At 53.9% G+C, this 18457-nt stretch carries 14 protein-coding genes and 1 tRNA gene; 12 read left to right on the plus strand and 3 right to left on the minus strand.

Annotated elements, in window-relative coordinates; translation table 11 throughout:
- The first annotated feature begins 75 nt into the window (after positions 1 to 75).
- From BLU07_RS01685 to BLU07_RS01715, 7 genes are all read left to right on the plus strand, one after another.
- The gene (locus BLU07_RS01685; RefSeq protein WP_157719050.1) at positions 76 to 1908 is read left to right on the plus strand and encodes a DUF1302 domain-containing protein; all 1833 of its coding nucleotides are present in this window, start codon (positions 76 to 78) and stop codon (positions 1906 to 1908) included.
- An 8-nt stretch (positions 1909 to 1916) separates the two neighbouring features.
- A complete protein-coding gene (locus BLU07_RS01690; RefSeq protein WP_092383517.1) occupies positions 1917 to 3263 on the plus strand; it encodes a DUF1329 domain-containing protein in 1347 nt (448 codons plus the stop codon).
- Between the two features lie 378 nt (positions 3264 to 3641).
- Entirely contained in the window at positions 3642 to 5180 is a 1539-nt protein-coding gene (locus BLU07_RS01695) for a carboxylesterase/lipase family protein (protein ID WP_092383519.1), read from the plus strand.
- Between the two features lie 167 nt (positions 5181 to 5347).
- Positions 5348 to 6970 (plus strand): methyl-accepting chemotaxis protein, encoded by a 1623-nt coding sequence (locus tag BLU07_RS01700; protein ID WP_092383521.1) that lies wholly within the window; start codon positions 5348 to 5350, stop codon positions 6968 to 6970.
- 21 nt (positions 6971 to 6991) lie between these two features.
- A complete protein-coding gene (locus BLU07_RS01705) occupies positions 6992 to 8152 on the plus strand; it encodes a hypothetical protein (protein ID WP_092383523.1) in 1161 nt (386 codons plus the stop codon).
- 10 nt (positions 8153 to 8162) lie between these two features.
- Entirely contained in the window at positions 8163 to 8558 is a 396-nt protein-coding gene (locus tag BLU07_RS01710; RefSeq protein WP_092383525.1) for a phosphate ABC transporter substrate-binding protein, read from the plus strand.
- A gap of 313 nt (positions 8559 to 8871) precedes the next feature.
- Complete coding sequence (locus BLU07_RS01715; RefSeq protein WP_092383527.1) at positions 8872 to 9276, plus strand: hypothetical protein; 405 nt, start codon at positions 8872 to 8874, stop codon at positions 9274 to 9276.
- Between the two features lie 97 nt (positions 9277 to 9373).
- Here BLU07_RS01715 and BLU07_RS01720 read toward each other — a convergent pair whose 3' ends face one another.
- A complete protein-coding gene (locus tag BLU07_RS01720; protein ID WP_157719051.1) occupies positions 9374 to 9559 on the minus strand; it encodes a hypothetical protein in 186 nt (61 codons plus the stop codon).
- 246 nt (positions 9560 to 9805) lie between these two features.
- Entirely contained in the window at positions 9806 to 11236 is a 1431-nt protein-coding gene (locus BLU07_RS01725) for a tyrosine-type recombinase/integrase (RefSeq protein ID WP_092383531.1), read from the minus strand.
- Positions 11237 to 11413: 177 nt separating this feature from the next.
- On the opposite strand from BLU07_RS01725, the gene BLU07_RS01730 reads away from it, so the two are divergent.
- The 3 genes from BLU07_RS01730 to BLU07_RS01745 all read left to right on the plus strand — a co-directional run bounded on the left by BLU07_RS01730 (position 11414) and on the right by BLU07_RS01745 (position 14299).
- Positions 11414 to 11486: transfer RNA gene (locus BLU07_RS01730), tRNA-Thr, on the plus strand.
- Between the two features lie 303 nt (positions 11487 to 11789).
- Positions 11790 to 12110 carry a nucleotide pyrophosphohydrolase gene (locus BLU07_RS01740; protein ID WP_092383535.1) on the plus strand — a complete coding sequence of 107 codons (321 nt, stop codon included), beginning with the start codon at positions 11790 to 11792 and terminating at the stop codon, positions 12108 to 12110.
- Positions 12107 to 14299 (plus strand): DUF2075 domain-containing protein, encoded by a 2193-nt coding sequence (locus tag BLU07_RS01745; RefSeq protein ID WP_092383537.1) that lies wholly within the window; start codon positions 12107 to 12109, stop codon positions 14297 to 14299. Before BLU07_RS01740 ends, BLU07_RS01745 begins: the two co-directional genes overlap by 4 nt.
- Before the next feature lie 192 nt (positions 14300 to 14491).
- On the opposite strand, the gene BLU07_RS01750 is transcribed toward BLU07_RS01745, so the two are convergent.
- Positions 14492 to 15535 (minus strand): alpha/beta fold hydrolase, encoded by a 1044-nt coding sequence (locus BLU07_RS01750; protein ID WP_092383539.1) that lies wholly within the window; start codon positions 15533 to 15535, stop codon positions 14492 to 14494.
- A gap of 607 nt (positions 15536 to 16142) precedes the next feature.
- Between BLU07_RS01750 and BLU07_RS01755 the strand changes: the two genes are divergently transcribed.
- Together BLU07_RS01755 and BLU07_RS01760 are read left to right on the plus strand one after the other, a co-directional pair.
- Entirely contained in the window at positions 16143 to 17720 is a 1578-nt protein-coding gene (locus BLU07_RS01755) for a TolC family protein (RefSeq protein WP_092383541.1), read from the plus strand.
- Positions 17720 to 18451 carry an efflux RND transporter periplasmic adaptor subunit gene (locus BLU07_RS01760; RefSeq protein WP_092383543.1) on the plus strand — a complete coding sequence of 244 codons (732 nt, stop codon included), beginning with the start codon at positions 17720 to 17722 and terminating at the stop codon, positions 18449 to 18451. The genes BLU07_RS01755 and BLU07_RS01760 overlap by 1 nt, the downstream gene beginning before the upstream one ends.
- Positions 18452 to 18457 lie beyond the last annotated feature (6 nt).

Raw genomic sequence — 18457 nt, forward strand, 5'->3', positions numbered from 1 at the left:
CCTGTGCTAGCGCTCAATAAATACAAAAACCTTCCAGCAATGAAAATGAATGATTGGGAAAGGTCGGAGCAGTCTATGAAAACAACAAAGAATCAACCTACACCATCACGGTTCCTCACAAAAAATAATCCGGCATACGCCTTCGGAGCTTTGAGCCAAGCAAAGCCGCGTTTGCTTCTTTTGTCATTTTTTGGCGCGGCTTCTCTAATGGTTACCCCTACCGCCAGTGTTGAAGCAGTTGAGCTTGATGTGGCGGGCTGGGAAGGGTCTGTAGATACCGTTTTGACGTATGGCACTGTTTATCGGATGCAGGAACCTAGCGGAAAATCGATAGCTTCCTCAAACGGGGGCGATGTAGACAATGGGCCTCTGGCTTCGGATGATGCAAATTTAAACTTTCGCAAAGGCGACTTGGTATCTGAAGTCGCGAAGGTGGTATCTGAACTGCAATTGCAGAAAGACAATTACGGTTTATTTGTGCGTGGCAGGGCATTTTACGACTTCGAGCTGATGGATGACGATCGGCGTCATCGAGAGATCAGCGATGACGGGTTGGATCTGGCAGGCTCAGGGGTTGAGTTACTGGATGCATTTGTCCAGGGTAGTTGGGACTTGGGTGAGCGGCCGCTCAGTGTTCGGGTTGGGCGTCAGGTCGTAAATTGGGGTGAAGCCCTATACGCGCAAAATGGGATTGCAGCCACTAACCCCTATGATTTGAGTGCATTGCGAGCGCCTGGTTCTCAGTTGAGGGAAGCCTTCATCCCCACCGAGATGTTGTTCGGATCTTTCGGGCTGACTGATAATTTAAACCTTTCGGGGTATTGGCAACCAGGGTCCGCTTGGGAACCGGTAAGGCTTGATCCATGCGGCAGCTTTTTCAGTACCAATGACATCGTTGGAGATAGTCAATGTGACTATTTACCCGTAGCGTCACTGCAAGAGTTGATCACTGGCGCCGTATTGGGAAGTCCAACTGCGTTCGATAGTCCTGACGAGCTCAGAGCCTATCTAGACGGCGTTCCAGGCCCATTGCAAGGTCTGGCGGGGCCGCTACTTGCTTCTACTTTTATACCTCGTGCGGAAGATGTAGAGCCAGACGGAAGTCAGTACGGTCTTTCCCTGAGGTGGTTCGCACCAGAACTAAACCAGACTGAGTTTGGGCTGTATTACCTGAGATATCACAGCCAAGCGCCTGTCGTGAGCGCCTCTGCTGCAAATGTTATCCCGACACCACTGGGCTTCTTCCCGGATGCCAGCAGCGCGACCTATTTTGCTGAGTACGTGGGCCGCCGCGACCTCTACGGTTTCAGTTTCAATACATCCATAACCGGTGGTCCGCTCGAGGGCGTCGCGGTTGCCGGGGAGCTAAGCTACCGACCAGACTCCGTAGTGTCCCTCTACACACCTGGAGCGGTGATCGCGCCGGCTGTTAATGGAAGCCAGCCTGCCGGGACTTATATTCCTGGTTATATTGAGCGGGACCGGATTCAAGCCTCAACCTCACTGTTATACATATCTTCACGAAGGCTGCTTGGCGCTGACTCTACAACGTTAATAGGTGAAGTTGCAGCCAACAGGGTCATGGGTAGCCTGCCGTCTGAATTACTGGACGATCCTCTTTTGCCAGGTGGCTTTACTAACAGCTCTTGGGGCACGACCCTTTCCGCCGCGTTTACTTACGAGAATGTTTTAGATGTGTTCCGTGTCACACCCTCGGTAAGCGCTTATGCCGCCATCAACGGCAGAAATGGAGCAAACAATGAAGGCCAGCGGGCCTACTCGCTACAAGTGAATGCTCTCTATAAAGACTCCATCGGTGGGGGGGTCAGCTATACGGCGTATCACGGCGGCGGCCGTTCGGATCGCGACCGTGATTTTTTAAGTCTATTTGCAAGCTATAGCTTCTGAGGTGCGTAATGAAGAACAATCAGAAAATTAGAACGTTGCTGTTGGTTTCCGCTATTGGCTCATTTTATTTTGGTGCGGTCGCACATGCGGCGACGGCGAGCCGGTTGGGCGAAGACCTGACTCCTATGGGAGCGGAGAGAGCAGGCAATGCTGAGGGCACTATCCCCGCCTGGACCGGTGGATTGTCGAAAGATGAAAATGCCGCTGATCCCGAGTCAGGTTATAAAAACCCCTTCGCAGGCGAAACTCCAGTTTTTACCATTACTGCAGATAACTTTGAGGATTACAGAGATAATTTGAGTGAAGGGCAAGTGGCCATGCTCAAACGATATCCGGATACGTGGAAACTACCCGTATACCCCACTCATCGCTCAGCTTCTTACCCTCAAGAAATTTACGATGCAGTGAGGAGTAATGTTGACACCGCCCGTTTGGAAAACGACGGTAATAGTGTTAGCGGGGTCAACTTTGTGACTCCTTTTCCCATAGCGGAAAACGCGAAAGAATTGATGTGGAACCATTTGATGCGTTACCGCGGCCGAGCAGTGGAGCATACGCTGGCGGGTCTCACCAGCTATGGTGATGACTCTTTCAAGGTGCAAAAAAATAAGTTTACCTACCTCTTCAATAAGGACGTCACATCCGAAGAAGATGGCAATATCCTCTTTTATTATTTGCTAGAGACTCTATTGCCGGCGCGCGAGGCGGGCACCTTAGTGCTGGTGCATGATACCGTTGATCCGCTCGGAGCTCCGCGCCAGTCGTGGTTGTATAGCCCAGGACAGCGGCGTGTTCGGCGCGCCCCTACGGTCGGGTACGACACACCGACTGCGGGCGGGATGATCACTGTCGACGACTCGGACGTTTTTAGCGGTGCGATGGACAGATATGATTGGGAGCTCGTCGGGAAGAAAGAATTATATGTGCCATATAACAACTATGAGCTCGCTTCCAAGCAGCTGGATTACAGCGATATTATGGGTGCAAACCACATCAATCCTGAGCTTGCTCGGCACGAGCTTCATAGGGTTTGGCATGTCCGCGCCAAACTAAAGCCAGATGCACGCCATATCTATGCGCAGCGGGACTTCTATCTGGATGAAGATACATATCAAATAGTACTTGCAGATAGCAGGGATGTAAGAGGTGAGTTGTGGCGCGTGAGTTCTATTTACACCATAAACTTTTATGATCAACCCTTACTTTGGAGTATTGCTCAGGTCATGAATGACCTGGTGTCTGGACGCTATATTGCGCTCGGTATGTCTAACGAAGAGGATCCCTACGATTTTTCGCCAGGCGTAGAGGCACAAGATTTCACACCGTCGAACCTTCGCAGGTCTGGGTTTAGATAAGGCGTGAGGGCCGGAGGACGAGATCAAGCGTACTCCGGCGCTGCAGTTCGGTTAACGTCTCTACGGCTTTTTAGTTTCTCCTAAAACGCTGTCACTGCTGCGGCCTTTCATGTGGCTCGACGTCGGAGAAATTCGAAGATTGAAGGTGCGGCGGTGGACCTCGGCAAACCTTTGGCCTGTTATAGAGGTAAAGGAAAGGCGCTAGCGGCGAGCCGTCGACAAATTGCCATATCTAAGCAAGTACAGTTTCTTATATGTGGCGGGAGCCAGACAAATAACGAGCTAATTTGCGCCCAGCCATTTGTGGCGGGTCAATAACTAACTATCGATTTCCCATTGTGCTGCTTTGCTCATAAAGACCTCAATGAAGGTACTAATATGTATTCTATTGTTGATATCGGATTGCATGCGGTCCGAACGGCTTTTTTACTCTTCCTCGTAGTATTTCCCGCTTGGGCGGATTCCTCGAAACCTGAAGCGGTGCTTTCACAGGGCGCCGTGCAGGGGCGACTCCAGGACGGTGTTGAGCGCTTTTTGGGTATCCCTTATGCCATTCCACCGGTTGGCAGTCATCGCTGGAAACCAGCCCAGCCTGTCGCGTCCCACGAAGGTGTACTACATGCGGATAGCTACGGTGCAGCTTGTTTACAGCCTTCGCATCCTAGCTTACCAACATTAGAGATGAGTGAAGACTGCCTTACTCTCAACGTGTGGAGACCTGAAAAGTCAGACAAGCCCTTGCCTGTGATGGTATGGATTCACGGTGGTGGTTTCACTATGGGCAGTGGGCAGATACCCGGTGAAGTACTGGCCCGCGAAGGGGTCATTGTAGTGTCGTTCAATTACCGTTTGGGAGCGCTCGGCTTTTTCGCCCATCCAGAATTGGAAAGCTCCATTGCCAATTTTGGGCTAAGTGATGCGACCCTGGCATTGGAGTGGGTGCATAACAATATTGCCGCCTTGGGAGGAGATCCGGCCAATGTGACCCTGTTCGGGGTGTCCGCTGGAGGCATGATGGTCAACATGTTGTTGGTGAGTGATCAGACCGAAGGTCTGTTCCAAAAGGCGATTGCTCAGAGTGGCTACATTACCTGGCCATTGCCTGTAACAGAGAAGGAAAAGGCGAAAGCAGTGCAGGACATTGATGGTCGAGATATGGAAACGGCCGAGCAGGAATGGAAAAAACTCGTGGACGCCGTAGTTCCAAACACCATGACTCCAGACGCTTTGCGGGAGCTGGATGGTGGTGCGCTGGTTGCTACTGTGCAAGGCTTTTCTCGCCCCATCGTTGATGGTGTTACCCTTGAGGACCAGCCTTATCGCCTTGCCCAGACTCGCTCGCTGAGCGTCCCTCTGATTACCGGTGGCAATAGCTTCGAGGGTAGTATCATGCCTTACTCAGGCATAACTATGGGTCAATATCAGCAGTCGTGGGAAGGTCAGACCTCCACCTTCAACGAGCTTTACGCTAATGATCTTCAGCTTGATTCAAATCTCGCATACAGCCGCGCTTTTGGCGATGAGCGTTACCTGCTATCGGCATACTATTTAGCGCGGGCGTGGCAGGATAAAAAAGCGCCTGTGTGGTTGTACTACACAGATATCGCTGTATCACCTGATATTCCAGGTGCGCCCCATGGCGTGGATCAAAAACTCCTATTTCATCCCGATGCATTACCTTCTGACGATGTAAAAAAGCTGGCGACAACTTTGCGAGACTACTGGATCAACTTTGCTACTTATGGCGATCCCAATGGTCAGAGCGAGAAAAGCTGGCCGTCTTACCGTCTGGAGGAGGAGAAGTGGCGAATCCTTGGTGGGGCTCACCAAACCGCTTCGGTAAAGCCAGAGACGATGGAAGTACTCCGACAGCGCATAGACGCGCGTGAGCCGCCACATTCTGACAAAACTAGGTAAGTTTTATTAATTGCCCCTAATTTCGTAGAGCTGTGACGGTCTGCTTTCGGCGGCCAATAGCGGCCATTCAACGAGGCTACGAAACTAGGGCCGATTCAGAGTGATGAACGGTCTGCACTCAATAGCGGCATTTTGCTAGCGTCGCTGCGCCGCCACTGGAACCCCAAATGCTCAAGAATCTCTCCCTGTCGTACAAGCTCGCTCTGCCGCCGGCTCTAGCCTTGCTGGGCCTCGTTCTGTACGTGGTTTATATCTCCTTTCAGCTGTCCATTACCGACGACAGGCTGACGGCGCTTGAATCGCGCAGTTACCCTGCCCTGGAAACCGCCGACAAGGTTATTTTTCAGTTTTCGCGTCTGCCGGAGATTTTCAACAGCGCAGTCACCGCTGGCGAAGCGGCCATGCTCGACGAGGCACGCCAGCTCACCTCGTCCATCACAGCCGATCAAGAGAAACTCAAGACGTTGACGACCGGGCAACCCGCGCTCACCGAAGAGCTTGCGCGCTGGCAGGAGGCAATTAGTCGCTATGCGGAGAACGCTTCAAGCGCGTCGCTATCGCTAATTGAAGGCAACGCCACGTTCGAAGATCTGCGGCCCAGCCTGGACCGGATGGCAACAGATCTAGAACAGGCCCAGAGCTTGGGTACCGCTTTTCGGGCCAACGTGTATGCCGAATTTCAAAGCACCCTGGCCCTCACCCGGGAAGATAACAGCGCCACCACCCGGCTGGGTATTACTCTGTGCCTGGTCCTTGTTGTACTGGTCAGCCTGGTCGCCATCGCCACGACGCGCAACATCATGTCCAGCGTGCGCGGCGTGATCGAATCGCTCAAGGCGATTGCCAACGGCGATGGCGACCTTACCCGTCGAGTCAATGTCGACGCCCAGGACGAAATCGGCGAGATGATCCGCCTCTTCAACGGTTTCCTTGACAAGTTGCAGAACACCATCAGCCAGATCGTCACGGCCGCAGGCCCGCTCGGAGAGGTCTCGCGCGAGCTGTATCGACTGACCCAGGACGCTTCCGGCCATGCGCGCTCCCAGCAAGGCCATACCGATTCAATCGGACGTGACATCCTGGCCATGACCGACACGATTCAGGATGTAGCTCAGCGCTCGCAACGCGCCTCGGAACAAGCCGAGTCAGCGGCGCGCCAGGCCACTGTCGCCCGGAAGAATATTGGCTCGCTGTCTTCCAGCATCAATGATCTGGGCGACAGCGTGATAGGCGCAATGGAATCGATGGCCCGCCTGGAAGCCGAAACCCAGGAAGTGGGTTCAGTGCTGACTGTCATTCGTAACATCGCCGACCAGACCAACCTGTTGGCACTCAATGCAGCTATCGAGGCGGCGCGCGCTGGAGAACAGGGGCGCGGCTTCGCCGTGGTAGCGGATGAAGTGCGCAATCTGGCGCAAAAGACAGCTTCATCCACCAACGAAATACAGCAGATCATTCAACGACTCCAGCACAGCGCCAGCCAGGTGCTGGAAAACATGACTGCCAATGGCACCAAGTCACAGCAAAGCATCCAGCGATCCGCTGAAGCTACGCAATCACTTGAAACCATCGCCGCAGCAGTCGATGAAATCAATCAACTTAATGCCGGAATCGCCAATTATACGCAGGAGCAGATTGGCCTTTCAGCGTCCATCCAGCAGGAAACCCAAGTGTTGCAGCAGGACGCCCAAGCAACCGCCCAAGGGGCAGAAGCCACCGCACGCCTCGGCGAGCAACTGATCGGCACCGAAGATCATCTGCGAGCGGCCACCGCCCAATTTCGCGTTTAACTTTTTAGGAGCACTAACTTAATGACTATGATTCGCATGGTCGGCCTTGCCGCGTGCCTGGCTGCCACCCCCATCTTCGCATTGGAACAGGGCGAATATCGTTTTAATGGCTTTGGCACAGTGGGCTTCAACCACCTGGGCGGAGAAGAAGAAGGCACCGGCTTCGGCGTTGAAGGCCAGACGAAAACATCCTGGCGTGGCGACGAGTTGTCCAAGCTGGGCGGTCAGAGCAGCTACGGCATAACCGACGACCTGAGCGCCACGCTGCAAGTGCTGGCACGCGCCAAACACGATAGCTGGGAAGTGATGCCAGAATGGGCCTATCTGGCCTATCAGGCGAATGACAACCTGACACTGCGTGCTGGCCGCATGGGTACCAATTTCTACATGTACTCCGAGACCCTGAATGTCGGCTTTACCTACCCCTGGCTGAGTCTGCCAACCGAGGTCTATGGCCAGGTGCAGCTTACCAATGCCGAAGGCGTCGACCTGATCTACAGCCACACCACACCCTACGGTCAATTGGTCTTTCAGGCAGCGGCCGGACAGGCAAAAAACCGGGACCTGTATCTGTACGACACCATGCAGGACTTCGATTATGAAGATCGCATGTCAGCCAGCCTTCAACTGGCCACCAACCGCTTTGGCGATTTCCGCATAGGTTATTCCGAAGCCAACGTGACATTAGAAGCAAGTGAGCCAGTGACCGTCTTCACCGGCACGGGTTTTGGCCCCGGTACAGTAGACGTAAGCTCTGATGGCTTAAAGGGCAAGTACACGTCTATCGGTCATCGTTTTGATAACGGCACCTACCTGACCTCCTCGGAAATTACCAAGTTGGTTATCGAGAACGATGGCAGCAAGGAAGCACTTGCCTACTACGTCATGGGTGGTCGACGTTTCGGGGATTATCTGGGGCATCTGACCTTTGCCGAACGTAAGTCAGGTGGCCTGAGCCAGGACTCTTGGACTGTCGGCATGAACTACAGCCTGTTACCCAACGCGACCCTCAAGGGTGAGTACAAGCGCGTGTCAGCGGATGCCGGCTATGGTTCCTTCGACAACTCATTCCAGGATATCTACGACGCTGGCCTGCATCAGGCTACCGGCGGCGCGCTGGGTCAACCGCTGGAAAAGCGCGATGCTGACATCGTCAGCGTTGGTATCGACTTCGTATTCTGAGGAACACCCTATGAAACGTTTAATCTGTTCAATATTGCTTGGCGCTGCCTGCCTCGCGGCCAACGCCGAAGTAGCGGTGATCGTTAACCCGGCAGCGACAGCGGCACCCAGCCAATCCGAAGTAGCCAACATTTTCCTTGGCAAGGACAAGTCCCTGACCGCAGTCGACCAAGAAGGCTGGAACCCGACCAAGGAAGCCTTCTACACCGGCGCGACCAACAAGAACGAAGCCCAGCTAAAATCCTACTGGTCCGGCTTGATTTTCACCGGCAAAGGCCAACCGCCCACAAGCGTCGCCGACGACAGTGCGGTTGTTGCCCAGGTTGCCAGCGACGCAGGCAAGATTGGTTACGTCGACCGCAGCGCAGTGACCGGCGATGTGAAAGTGCTTTTCATCCTGCCCTGATCTCGTCAGTTGATTGAAAAAAGCCGGCCTTGCGCCGGCTTTTTTAATCAAGCGTCAGTAAGCGCTGACACCTCGCCGCGCTCACCTAACCCCGGTCAACGTCGCTCATTGTACCCAACGATTGAATCGCCCCTGGTTTCTTAGACACCTTTGACCGTCCGCCGCTGGCCGAAAGCGCCCTGTGCCGAGGAGGTGTTACCGTCCTTAAGGAGCTAAGTTTGCAATGCTCAGACCTGGCATACAAAATCAGTTTTGGAACCATCATTTGGCCGTTGTCCACTGAGATAATGATCGGGTGGATGAGAAGGACGTAATGACAAAAGATCAGATTGCTCAGTTGCTTGAGCTCGCCTGTCGCAGCACCAAATATCGCGACGTGGAGCGGGAAGATGCGATCTTGCAGGTTATCGAGTGGTCCGGTCTGTCCGACAGTGAGCTACTTGATATTATTGGCGCAGTGGGCCTGATCAGAACTTCTTTATCCCACGATACAGTCTTCATCAAGACAGACTACGGATATCCAATAATTCAAGCCTTTAGGCTGGATAAGCTGATACATCGAAAGTTTACAGAGGATGGTTATCCAGCGCCGGATCACGCCGTTTTCAATGTCGAGCAGGAAACCGGTGGTGATCAGTGGTACCAGCTATCTGTAATCAGCGAGACGCACTACAAGCTGATCCTTGAGCACATATGCGAACACATCCACGGCACGTGACGGTTTCTACAGATGGCCTGTACCACATGGCATTTGATTCAAAGGTCGCGTCAGCTATCTTACGTGTTGGGGAGGGGCGTTCACCTGAGAAGCCCATTCATCGCTTTGATGTGTAGCCGCCAAAATCCTCAGCTATTTTTTCAAACCAATCGGCGTTGTCCCGGTTGAAACGTGCTTTGTCTTCTGCCGTCATTGACGCTAGCAGCGCAATTTTTCGAGCTCGGTTTTCAGCCTTGATGCGACAGCCCGCTTCAAAGCCAGCGGGTATCTTTTCAAATTTCACCGGTGCCGTCTCCCAACTCCTAACGTCCATCTCAGAATATGTTGCTGTTGTGGTTTTCGTATGCCGCTATGAGTTCTCGCGTTTGATGTCGAGCAGCCCGCTCAGCATAACCCTCATTGAGAGTAGCCGCGTGATCAAGTGCAGGATGCTGCACTTTTCTTGATGAAGTGAATGGAAAGTGCAGCATCGTTCACATTCCCGTTCGTATGGGGGGTGAAAGCGGTTGCTGATGCGTTCTGGCAGCTTTCAACTGATCTTAGGCTCTGACAATACGACTTCCCGGCCTCCGACCATGATGGTGCGAGGCGCATTGGGCTCGATCTCAGCGGGTTTCGCTTTGCTTTTATTAACCTGAGGCGCTTCTTGGCCGTAAACCTTGATCCAATTCTTGTGGCCAAAGGCCTCTTTGAACAGATCGAGCAAGTATGCGTGCCAGTCGTTCAAGGCAGTCGCTTTTTCGTCGAAATAGGCATACCTGTCGTAAATCGCGTCCACGCTCAAATTGGCGTGATTCAAGATTCGGCCTCGGACATCTTTGCCTAGACCTCGCCCGGACATGTGAGTTGTAGCCGTTCGGCGCAAATCGTGAGCAGTGGGCCTTGGGTATCCTTCAGCGATGCGAAGCAAGCCTTCCGATTTTACTAGCTCAGAGTTAGCGACGTAGGTGTCATAAAACCTGCGCATTGCTCGGTTCAGAGAAGGCTGAGTTTGGTGGAGTGTCCTATCTCTGCCAGGCAGAACCCAAGGGCTCGGCTCTTCGATATTGCCGCGCTTTTTGTGTTTTACCGCTTGAAGGAGATGGAGGTGCTCCAGGATCTTTCTCACGGGAGCCGATAGGGGGATCGCGATTGGGTTGTTGTTTTTCTCGAAACTGCCGGACCTGTCCCAGATCCCTTGGTCAAAATCGAGGTCTACCCAGCGCATGGCAGCGATGGTCCCCGAGCGTTGCGCAAGCATCAAGGACAGCAGTAGCGCGAAACGAGTCGATACGGTGATTGTAGGGCTCGCTAGTCGTTTTAAAAACCACACAATTTCATGCTTATTGAGAGCTCGCTCTCTCGGCGTTTCTTTCGCTATTTTTTTCATCTTCACCAGCGGTGTGGCTTCGATTATGTCGCGCTCTACGCAGAAATTGAACAGCGCCCGAACTACTGCTTGCAGGCGATTCGCTGCTACCGGCGCGGTTTTGGCTTTGTCATCCAGTAGAGCCAGAATCTGCCTGCGCTTGACATCTTGCAGCTTCATGTCCCCGATCGATTTTACAAAATCTTTCTTGAGCATTCGCTCGTCTTCTTTCCAGGATTTTTTACTGGTTTTGGCCCATTGCAGGTAAGTATCCACTGCATCAGCTACGGAGGGGCTTGTGCGGTACTCGAACAGTTCGAGCGTTTTTTTCTTACCCGGATCGACACCTTGCTCTACCAGTTGGGCCGCATGTCTGGATTTGGCTCGGGCATCCGCTAGTGACATCTTGGGGTAGGACCCCAGCGTGAGCCGGCGTGATTTGCCGTGAAAGCTATAACACAGGATATAAGCAATTGATTTTTTGTTGACGCGTACGCCAAAAGTCCCTTGGCCATAGAGAGGCGGATCGAAGAATTCCTGACGGCCCTTTGCAGGGTCATATTTCAGCCGCTTCAGAAAGTGCTCTTTCAATGCGCCGCGGTCACTGGTCATAGCGGATCCTTTTGGGTAGGTTTCGGGTAGGAGTTTAGCGCTTGGGGTAGGATTCGGGTAGGAGTTTGACAGTTTTTATTTCTTGGCTATACATCGCCTGTTTTGGGCGTTACAGATTAAAAAGCTATATAAAACAGAGTGATAAGTGGTTAAAGTGGATTTCATCACGCTTGATTGGTCAGCGTTTATAGGGATATAACACTGACTTGTAATCAGTAGGTCCCGAGTTCGACTCTTGGTGCCGGCACCATATTCTGCAAAAAGGCTCACCTTCGGGTGGGCCTTTTTTGTTTCTGCACCTGGTTTTTAGCGAGCTGTGTAATCATGTTTTGGCGGCATCAACGCTGGCGATTGCTATCTCAAGCAAGGGGTTGAGGTTGGGGCGTTTCTGGAAAAAGCTACAGGCGATGAATAGCTTTTTCTCAATCCGCGACTGCTGTATCTGATGATCAGTGATAGTAACGAGCGGCCGCCCTTTAAATGATTGGAGGTTCTCTGCGCACGGGTCGTCTGGCATTATCTGACGACGCCAAGAAAAAATCGGGGAGAGCAGATGCAAGAAGCAATCGCAAGGCTGCGGCAGTTCCGGGATGAGCGGGATTGGAAGCAGTTTCACAATCCAAAGGATCTATCGCTGGCTTTGAGTATTGAAGCGGCAGAATTGTTGGAAGTATTCCTCTGGAAGTCGCCGGAGCAGGCTGATCTCAACAAGGTGAAAGAGGAGCTGGCCGACGTCATCGCCTATGCGCTGCTACTGGCAGACAGTTATGACCTGGATGTCGAAAAAATCGTTCTCGACAAGATTGCACTGAACGAAAAGAAATACCCGGTCAGCAAGGCCAAGGGCACGGCGACGAAGTACACCGAACTATGAGTCGCTCGCCAATGGTGGAGGTCCAGCGTTACCCGTTCAGCCGGGAAGCACTGGATGGCTTGCGCGACAACGCCTTTGCCACCGGCAGCTGGCCTTTGGTGTACGTACTCAGTGACGAACAACAGCGGCGTGCCTACATTGGTGAAACCACCGATGCGCTTACCCGCATGAGCACACACCTTAAGCATGACGACAAGCAGCTGCTTACCGCCGTGCATTTGATCACCAGCGAATACTTCAACAAATCCGCCACACTGGATGTTGAGTCGATGCTGATCAAATATATGGCTGCCGATGGCAAATACACCCTGATGAACGGCAATCTGGGGCTGGCAGATCACAATTATTACCAGCGGGACGCTCTATACGATGAGGTGTTCCGGGAAGTATGGAATCGATTGATCGCCCGCGGTGTGGTTTCCCGCTCCCTTGAGCATCTGGATAATTCCGATGTATTCAAATACTCCCCCTACAAGGCTCTGTCATTCGATCAGCGCCAGGGTCTGCTCGCAATCATGCATGAGCTGCTCAACCCTGAGGTCAAGAACGTCGTGATCGAAGGGGGCGCCGGAACGGGCAAGTCGGTTCTGGCCATCTTTCTGTTCAAGCTGCTTAACTCGGAAAGCCATCGGCTGGACCTACGAGAGTTCAACGATCAGGAAGCCGAAATCCAGTCGTTGGTGACCCGGCTCAAGGCCTTGATACCCACACCGCGAATGGCGCTGGTGGTGCCCATGACGTCGTTCCGCACTACGCTGAAAAAGGCCTTTAAACATGTCTCGGGTCTGAGCCCGAGTATGGTTATCAGCCCATCCGAGCTTGCCCGCCAACACTACGATATCGTGCTGGTGGACGAATCCCATCGGTTGCGCAAGCGGAAGAATCTGGGCGCCTATTTTGGCACCTTCGACAAGACCTGCGACGCGCTGGGTCTGGACAGGTACAGCTGTAGTGAGGTGGATTGGGTCTGTCAGCAGTCCAACAAAGCCATTTTCTTTTATGATCAGGGGCAATCCATCAAGCCCTCTGACGCAGACGTTGAGGTTTTCCTCACATTAAAAGCGGCCCCCGAATCCGTATCGCACCGGCTGCTGTCCCAATTCCGCGTCAAGGCAGGGCAGCCCTATGTCGACTTTGTCGACAATCTGCTCAATTGCCGTGTGGGTGGCGGCACTGTGTTCAAGGCCAAAAATTACCAGTTTGAGGTGTTCGACTCGCTCAGGGATATGGTGGATGCCATCAACGAGCAGGAGCAACAGCTTGGGCTGTCGCGGTTGATTGCAGGCTATGCCTGGCCGTGGGCGTCGAAGAAAGATCCAACCGCCTATGATATCGTCATCGGTGATGTCCAGCTGCGCTGGAACAGCACCAACACGGACTGGATCAACAAACAGGGCTCACACCTGGAAGTCGGCTGCATTCATACCACGCAGGGTTACGATCTCAACTATGCCGGCATCATCTTCGGTGAAGAGATCCGCTATGACCCGGCAAGCCACTCGATTGTGATCGACAAGGACAGCTACTACGACCGCACTGGGGGCCAGGGCATCAAGGATCCGGCAGAGCTGAAGCAGTACATCATCAATATCTACCGGACCATCATGCTGCGAGGTATTCGCGGAACCTTTGTGTATGCCTGTGATGACGTTCTGCGTGACTATCTCAAGCAACACATTCCGGTGCACGCTGCCAGTAAGTCAGAGCCAGAAGCAGCCAAGGTCACAGAGCTTGTACCTTTCGTCAACGCGGTTCCGCTCTTTGACCTGCAAGTGGCTGCCGGCGATTTCAGTGACATGCAGACGGCAGAACACAGTGACTGGATTGCTGCGCCTGCCAGTGAACGGGTGCGTGAAGGTATGTTTGCCTGCCGGGTGATCGGGGAGTCCATGAATCGGGTTATCCCTAATGACTCCCTGTGCCTGTTCCGCCCGGACCCTGGCGGCTCACGCAATGGCAAAACCGTGCTCGTCGAGTGCATCGACACCATTGATGCAGACTCCGGCTCGCGATACACCGTCAAGGTGTACGAAAGCCTGAAAAGCCAGAATGAACATAGCTGGCAGCACGCTTGTATTCGGCTGAAACCCAACTCCTATGATGACAACTTTCGAACCCTTGAGCTGACCGAAGATGAAGCTCTGAGGTATCGCGTGGTGGGGGAGTTTGTCTGTGTCATCGATCAATAATTCATTTCCAGGCCTCACAAACTGAAGCCTTGTCGAAATGCTCATCCAGACCTGTAATCCGCCTTCCGACCCAGCTGGCCGATGGGAGTAGCCGCTGCATGATGGAACCAACTAAAAGGCTCACTTGAAGTGAGCCTTTTAGTTGGTTCGTGGAATAGCTTCTGAAGCGGGAGATCACAAGAGTGCCAGTAACTAGTCTCCCGCCAGCCCCTTGAGCAGCGCTTTATGAAAGCGTTCGGGCTGCTGGATTTGTGGCGAGTGTCCCAGGTCAGGAAATTCCACCAAGGTTGCCTGCGGAATAGACCCGGCCGCCTGTTCTCCCAGTACGTCGTAGCGTCCCAGAGTTTTCCGTATTTCCTCGGGGGCTTGTGATTTGCCGATAGCGGTGTTGTCTTTCTCGCCAATCAATAACAAGGTTGGCATCTGGAGCTGGTCAAACTCATGCACTACCGGCTGTGTGAAGACCATATCCGAAGTCAGTGCCTGATTCCAGGCGACCAGTTCCTTGTCTTCACCGGCGTACATACCCGCCAACATGTCGACCCAGCGATCATATTCCGGCTCCCAGGTATCCACGTAATAGGTGGACTTCTGATAAGCGCGTATCCCTTCGGCAGTTTTGCCCAGTTCGGCCTGATAATTTGCGTCAATACTCTGGTAGGGAACGCCAAGCGCCTTCCAGTCTTCCAGGCCGATCGGATTGACCATGACCAGTTGCTCCGTCAGCACCGGGTACATCAGCGCGAAGCGCGTTGCCAGCATGCCACCCATGGAGTGGCCCATAACGGTGACTTTCTCAACCTCAAGCCCTTCCAGCAATGCCTGAGTGTTGGCAGCCAACTGATGGAAGCTGAACTGGTAATGCTCGGGTTTCGACGACTTGCAAAAGCCTATCTGATCCGGCGCAATGACCCGATACCCGGCTTTGTGCAGTTCGGCGATGGTAGCCTCCCAGGTGCCAGCGCAAAAATTCTTGCCATGCATCAGCACCAGGGTCCTGCCGTTTGCGTTGTTCTCTTCCGGGTGAATGTCCAGATAGGCCATCTGCAGGTTCTGGCCCTGTGAGCGAAAGCTGAAGCGCTCGACCGGGTAGGCATATGCAAAGCCGGACAATTCGGCATCATAGGTAGACGTTTGACCGGTTACCTCGGCCGCAGCACCACCGATAAAACCGGCAGTCATGATACCGGCGGTACAAGCTGCCAGTAGCGTTCGCGTAATCAAGGGGGCTGTCATGCTGCTCTCCTGTCATGGATGGGTAAAATAACCATACAGGAATCGCATTGGTTGGGCGCAATCCCCTCTGAACGCCGCCGTTCTGTTGGGCATTCCGGACAAGGGCATTGAGCAGAACGCTGACTCCGTACAAGAAACCCTCAGCAGGCTAAGGCGTTATTCGGAGTTTTCCAGTTTCCACACCACGGGGCTGGTTGGCAGCGGCGCCAGCTTCTAACAAGCCAATCTGCTGACGCAGGCCACCCCGGGTGAGCTAATAGATGAGTTATTGGCGCAAATTCGCGTTATTTCACTTGACGTCTAAAGCTGTTGGTGACTAAGGGAGAACTTAATAAAGTGACCGGTTTTGGTTGACCGTGTCAGCATGAGTTCTCCTCAGTTGTTACCGAAAGTATGCTTTCCAGATTTTACGGATTCTCAACGACGCCTGACTACCTGCGGGGCGTTGCATCGACAACTACGACAGGGTGCGGTCGGCCGTTTTTTGATATGGATCAACAAACTGCCGCGTGGTCAGCTTTCGTCAGCTTTAGCGATTTATTGGCTGGTATAAGATATCAGATCGCCATATTTCTGCTATCAGACGAAACAATAAGGTCAGACCCACATGTTCAAGAAGTCGATTCTTGCAGTCTCGCTGACTGCTACCCTCAGTGCCTGCTCAGTAAATCCCCAGATTATTGCTCCCGCCGAGGTGGCCCAATCGTCCCGTGAGGATATGTCCTTGTTGTTCCGCGATCAGGCGGTCAGTGGTGCGGTGAGTCTGGATGAGGCCATTGCCCGGGCAGTATTGAACAACCGCGAGAAGAAGTTGAAAACCCTCGAAGCGGCGCTGGCTCAGGGGCAGATCGAAGTGGCCAGGCATGCCATGTTGCCCGAACTGACTGCGGCGGCAGGCTATTCGCGACGTAGTGAGTATGCGGCATCGGCCAGTGTGGTCTTTGATGACGGCAAGCCTGGCCCCCTGGGTGAGAACCCCTCTTATTCGGTCTCGCAGGATAAAAGCCGGCACACGGAAGATATCAGCTTTACCTGGAATGTACTGGATTTCGGCCTTTCTTATGTGCGCGCCCAACAGCATGCCGATCGTTACCTGATCAGCAAGGAGAGGGAGCGCAAAGTGGTGCATAACATCACGCAGGATGTGCGGGCTGCATACTGGCGTGCCGTCTCTGCCGAGCGCCTGCTGGTCAAGATTGATCCATTGATCGAGCAAGCCAGTGACGCTCTGGCCAATTCCCGTCAAGTGGAAAGCCAGCGCCTGCGGGCTCCGCTGGAAGCACTTTACTATCAGCGCGAGCTGCTGGACATCCTCCGTGCCCTGCAGGCCTTGCGTCTGGACCTGTCCGGTGCCAGAACAGAACTGGCCGGGCTCATGGGGCTGAAGCCGGGCACGGCTTTCGAGCTGGCGGATGTCGGTAATCCGTCCTTTACCATGCCGGAACTGGGTGTGTCGCTGAACGAGATGGAGGAGCTGGCGCTGCAACAGCGTCCCGAACTGCTGGAAAGTCGCTATCAGCAACGCATTTCTGCCGCCGAAGCACGGGCCGCTTTATTGGATATGTTGCCCGGGATCAACCTGACTGCGGGGGTCTATCAGGACAGCAATGATTACCTGCTCAACCAGGACTGGACCAGCTTTGGCGCGCAGGTCAGTTGGAATCTGTTCGACGTCTTCCGTGTAGGTACCGAACGGCGGCTGGCAAAGACTCGTGAAGCGCTGGCCGAGGAGCAGCGTCTGGCGTCCTCGATGACCGTGCTTACTCAGGTGCATTTGTCGCATATCCGCTATCAGCAGGCATTGAAGAGCTTTGATCTGGCGGACAGCTACCTGCAGGTGGCTCAGCGCATTGGCGAGCAAACGGCCAACGCTGCCTCCAGTCAGCGTTCCTCTGAGCTGGATAATATCCGCGAATCCCTGAACGCCTTGCTGGCCGAGCTGCGCCGTGATGTCGCTTATGCTGATCTGCAAAACAGCTATGGGCGAATTTTCGTCAGCATGGGGATGGATCTGCTGCCCGAAGGGTACACCGAGGTGACGCTGGAGGATCTGAGTGAGCAGATTCGCCAACGCTTTGCCGCCTGGCAGGCGCAGAAAACGCCGGTAGCAGAAGAGGCGCCGGCTGATGATGAGGTTGATGTTACCCAGCAGCCGGCAATCGTTGCTGAAGGCAAGGTGGGTTGATGCGTTTATGGGCCAGTTTGCTGGTGCTTGCGGGGCTACTGCTCCCGGCGCTGGCGAATGCCGACTATACGGCGCGGGCAGTTATAAAAGCCAGCCAGCGGGCGGTGCTTTCCGGCGAGCTGGCAGCGCGGGTCGAGCGTTTGCCCCTGCGGGCCGGTGATGCCTTCGCCAAGGGGGATGTGCTGGTGGCGCTGGACTGTGCGCTGTATCAGGCGCAGACCGAGAAGGTGTCAGCAGAGCTGCAGGCTGCGCGTATCCGGCGTGATAACGCCAGCGAGATGGAAGCGCTTAACGCCATTGGCGAGCTTGAAGTGGCATTGGCCATGTCTGACTTTGCCCAGGCCCGGGCCGCGCTGACCATTGCGCGGCTGAATACGTCGCGCTGCAACATTCGTGCGCCCTGGGATGGTCGTGTGGTCAGTGTGTTGGTCAATGAACATGAAGTTATTCGCCAGCAACAAGAACTGATCGAAGTGCTCTCTACGGGTGCTCTTGAGGCTGAAGTGGTGGTGCCGTCAGAGTGGCTGCGCTGGCTTAAGCCAGGTATGCCTCTGCAATTGCTGGTGGAGAATATTGAAACAATGGCAGAGGCACGAGTGATTGCACTCAACCCGGCCATTGATGCGGTCAGTCAAACCGTGACGTTGCGAGCTGAACTGATCGATACCGGGTTGTTGGTACCCGGTATGAGCGCAAGTGCCAGGTTCATGCCCGAGGCTGAACACCCGTAAAGATGT

The sequence above is a fragment of the Halopseudomonas salegens genome, from assembly GCF_900105655.1.
Taxonomy (GTDB): domain Bacteria; phylum Pseudomonadota; class Gammaproteobacteria; order Pseudomonadales; family Pseudomonadaceae; genus Halopseudomonas; species Halopseudomonas salegens.

Excerpts from the sequence above, each read along its gene's own strand:
- BLU07_RS01685 (WP_157719050.1), top strand. The coding sequence starts at position 76 with ATGAAAACAACAAAGAATCAACCTACACCATCACGGTTCCTCACAAAA.
- BLU07_RS01690 (WP_092383517.1), top strand. The coding sequence starts at position 1,917 with ATGAAGAACAATCAGAAAATTAGAACGTTGCTGTTGGTTTCCGCTATT.
- BLU07_RS01695 (WP_092383519.1), top strand. The coding sequence starts at position 3,642 with ATGTATTCTATTGTTGATATCGGATTGCATGCGGTCCGAACGGCTTTT.
- BLU07_RS01700 (WP_092383521.1), top strand. The coding sequence starts at position 5,348 with ATGCTCAAGAATCTCTCCCTGTCGTACAAGCTCGCTCTGCCGCCGGCT.
- BLU07_RS01705 (WP_092383523.1), top strand. The coding sequence starts at position 6,992 with ATGACTATGATTCGCATGGTCGGCCTTGCCGCGTGCCTGGCTGCCACC.
- BLU07_RS01710 (WP_092383525.1), top strand. The coding sequence starts at position 8,163 with ATGAAACGTTTAATCTGTTCAATATTGCTTGGCGCTGCCTGCCTCGCG.
- BLU07_RS01715 (WP_092383527.1), top strand. The coding sequence starts at position 8,872 with ATGACAAAAGATCAGATTGCTCAGTTGCTTGAGCTCGCCTGTCGCAGC.
- BLU07_RS01725 (WP_092383531.1), bottom strand. The coding sequence starts at position 11,236 with ATGACCAGTGACCGCGGCGCATTGAAAGAGCACTTTCTGAAGCGGCTG.
- BLU07_RS01740 (WP_092383535.1), top strand. The coding sequence starts at position 11,790 with ATGCAAGAAGCAATCGCAAGGCTGCGGCAGTTCCGGGATGAGCGGGAT.
- BLU07_RS01745 (WP_092383537.1), top strand. The coding sequence starts at position 12,107 with ATGAGTCGCTCGCCAATGGTGGAGGTCCAGCGTTACCCGTTCAGCCGG.
- BLU07_RS01750 (WP_092383539.1), bottom strand. The coding sequence starts at position 15,535 with ATGACAGCCCCCTTGATTACGCGAACGCTACTGGCAGCTTGTACCGCC.
- BLU07_RS01755 (WP_092383541.1), top strand. The coding sequence starts at position 16,143 with ATGTTCAAGAAGTCGATTCTTGCAGTCTCGCTGACTGCTACCCTCAGT.
- BLU07_RS01760 (WP_092383543.1), top strand. The coding sequence starts at position 17,720 with ATGCGTTTATGGGCCAGTTTGCTGGTGCTTGCGGGGCTACTGCTCCCG.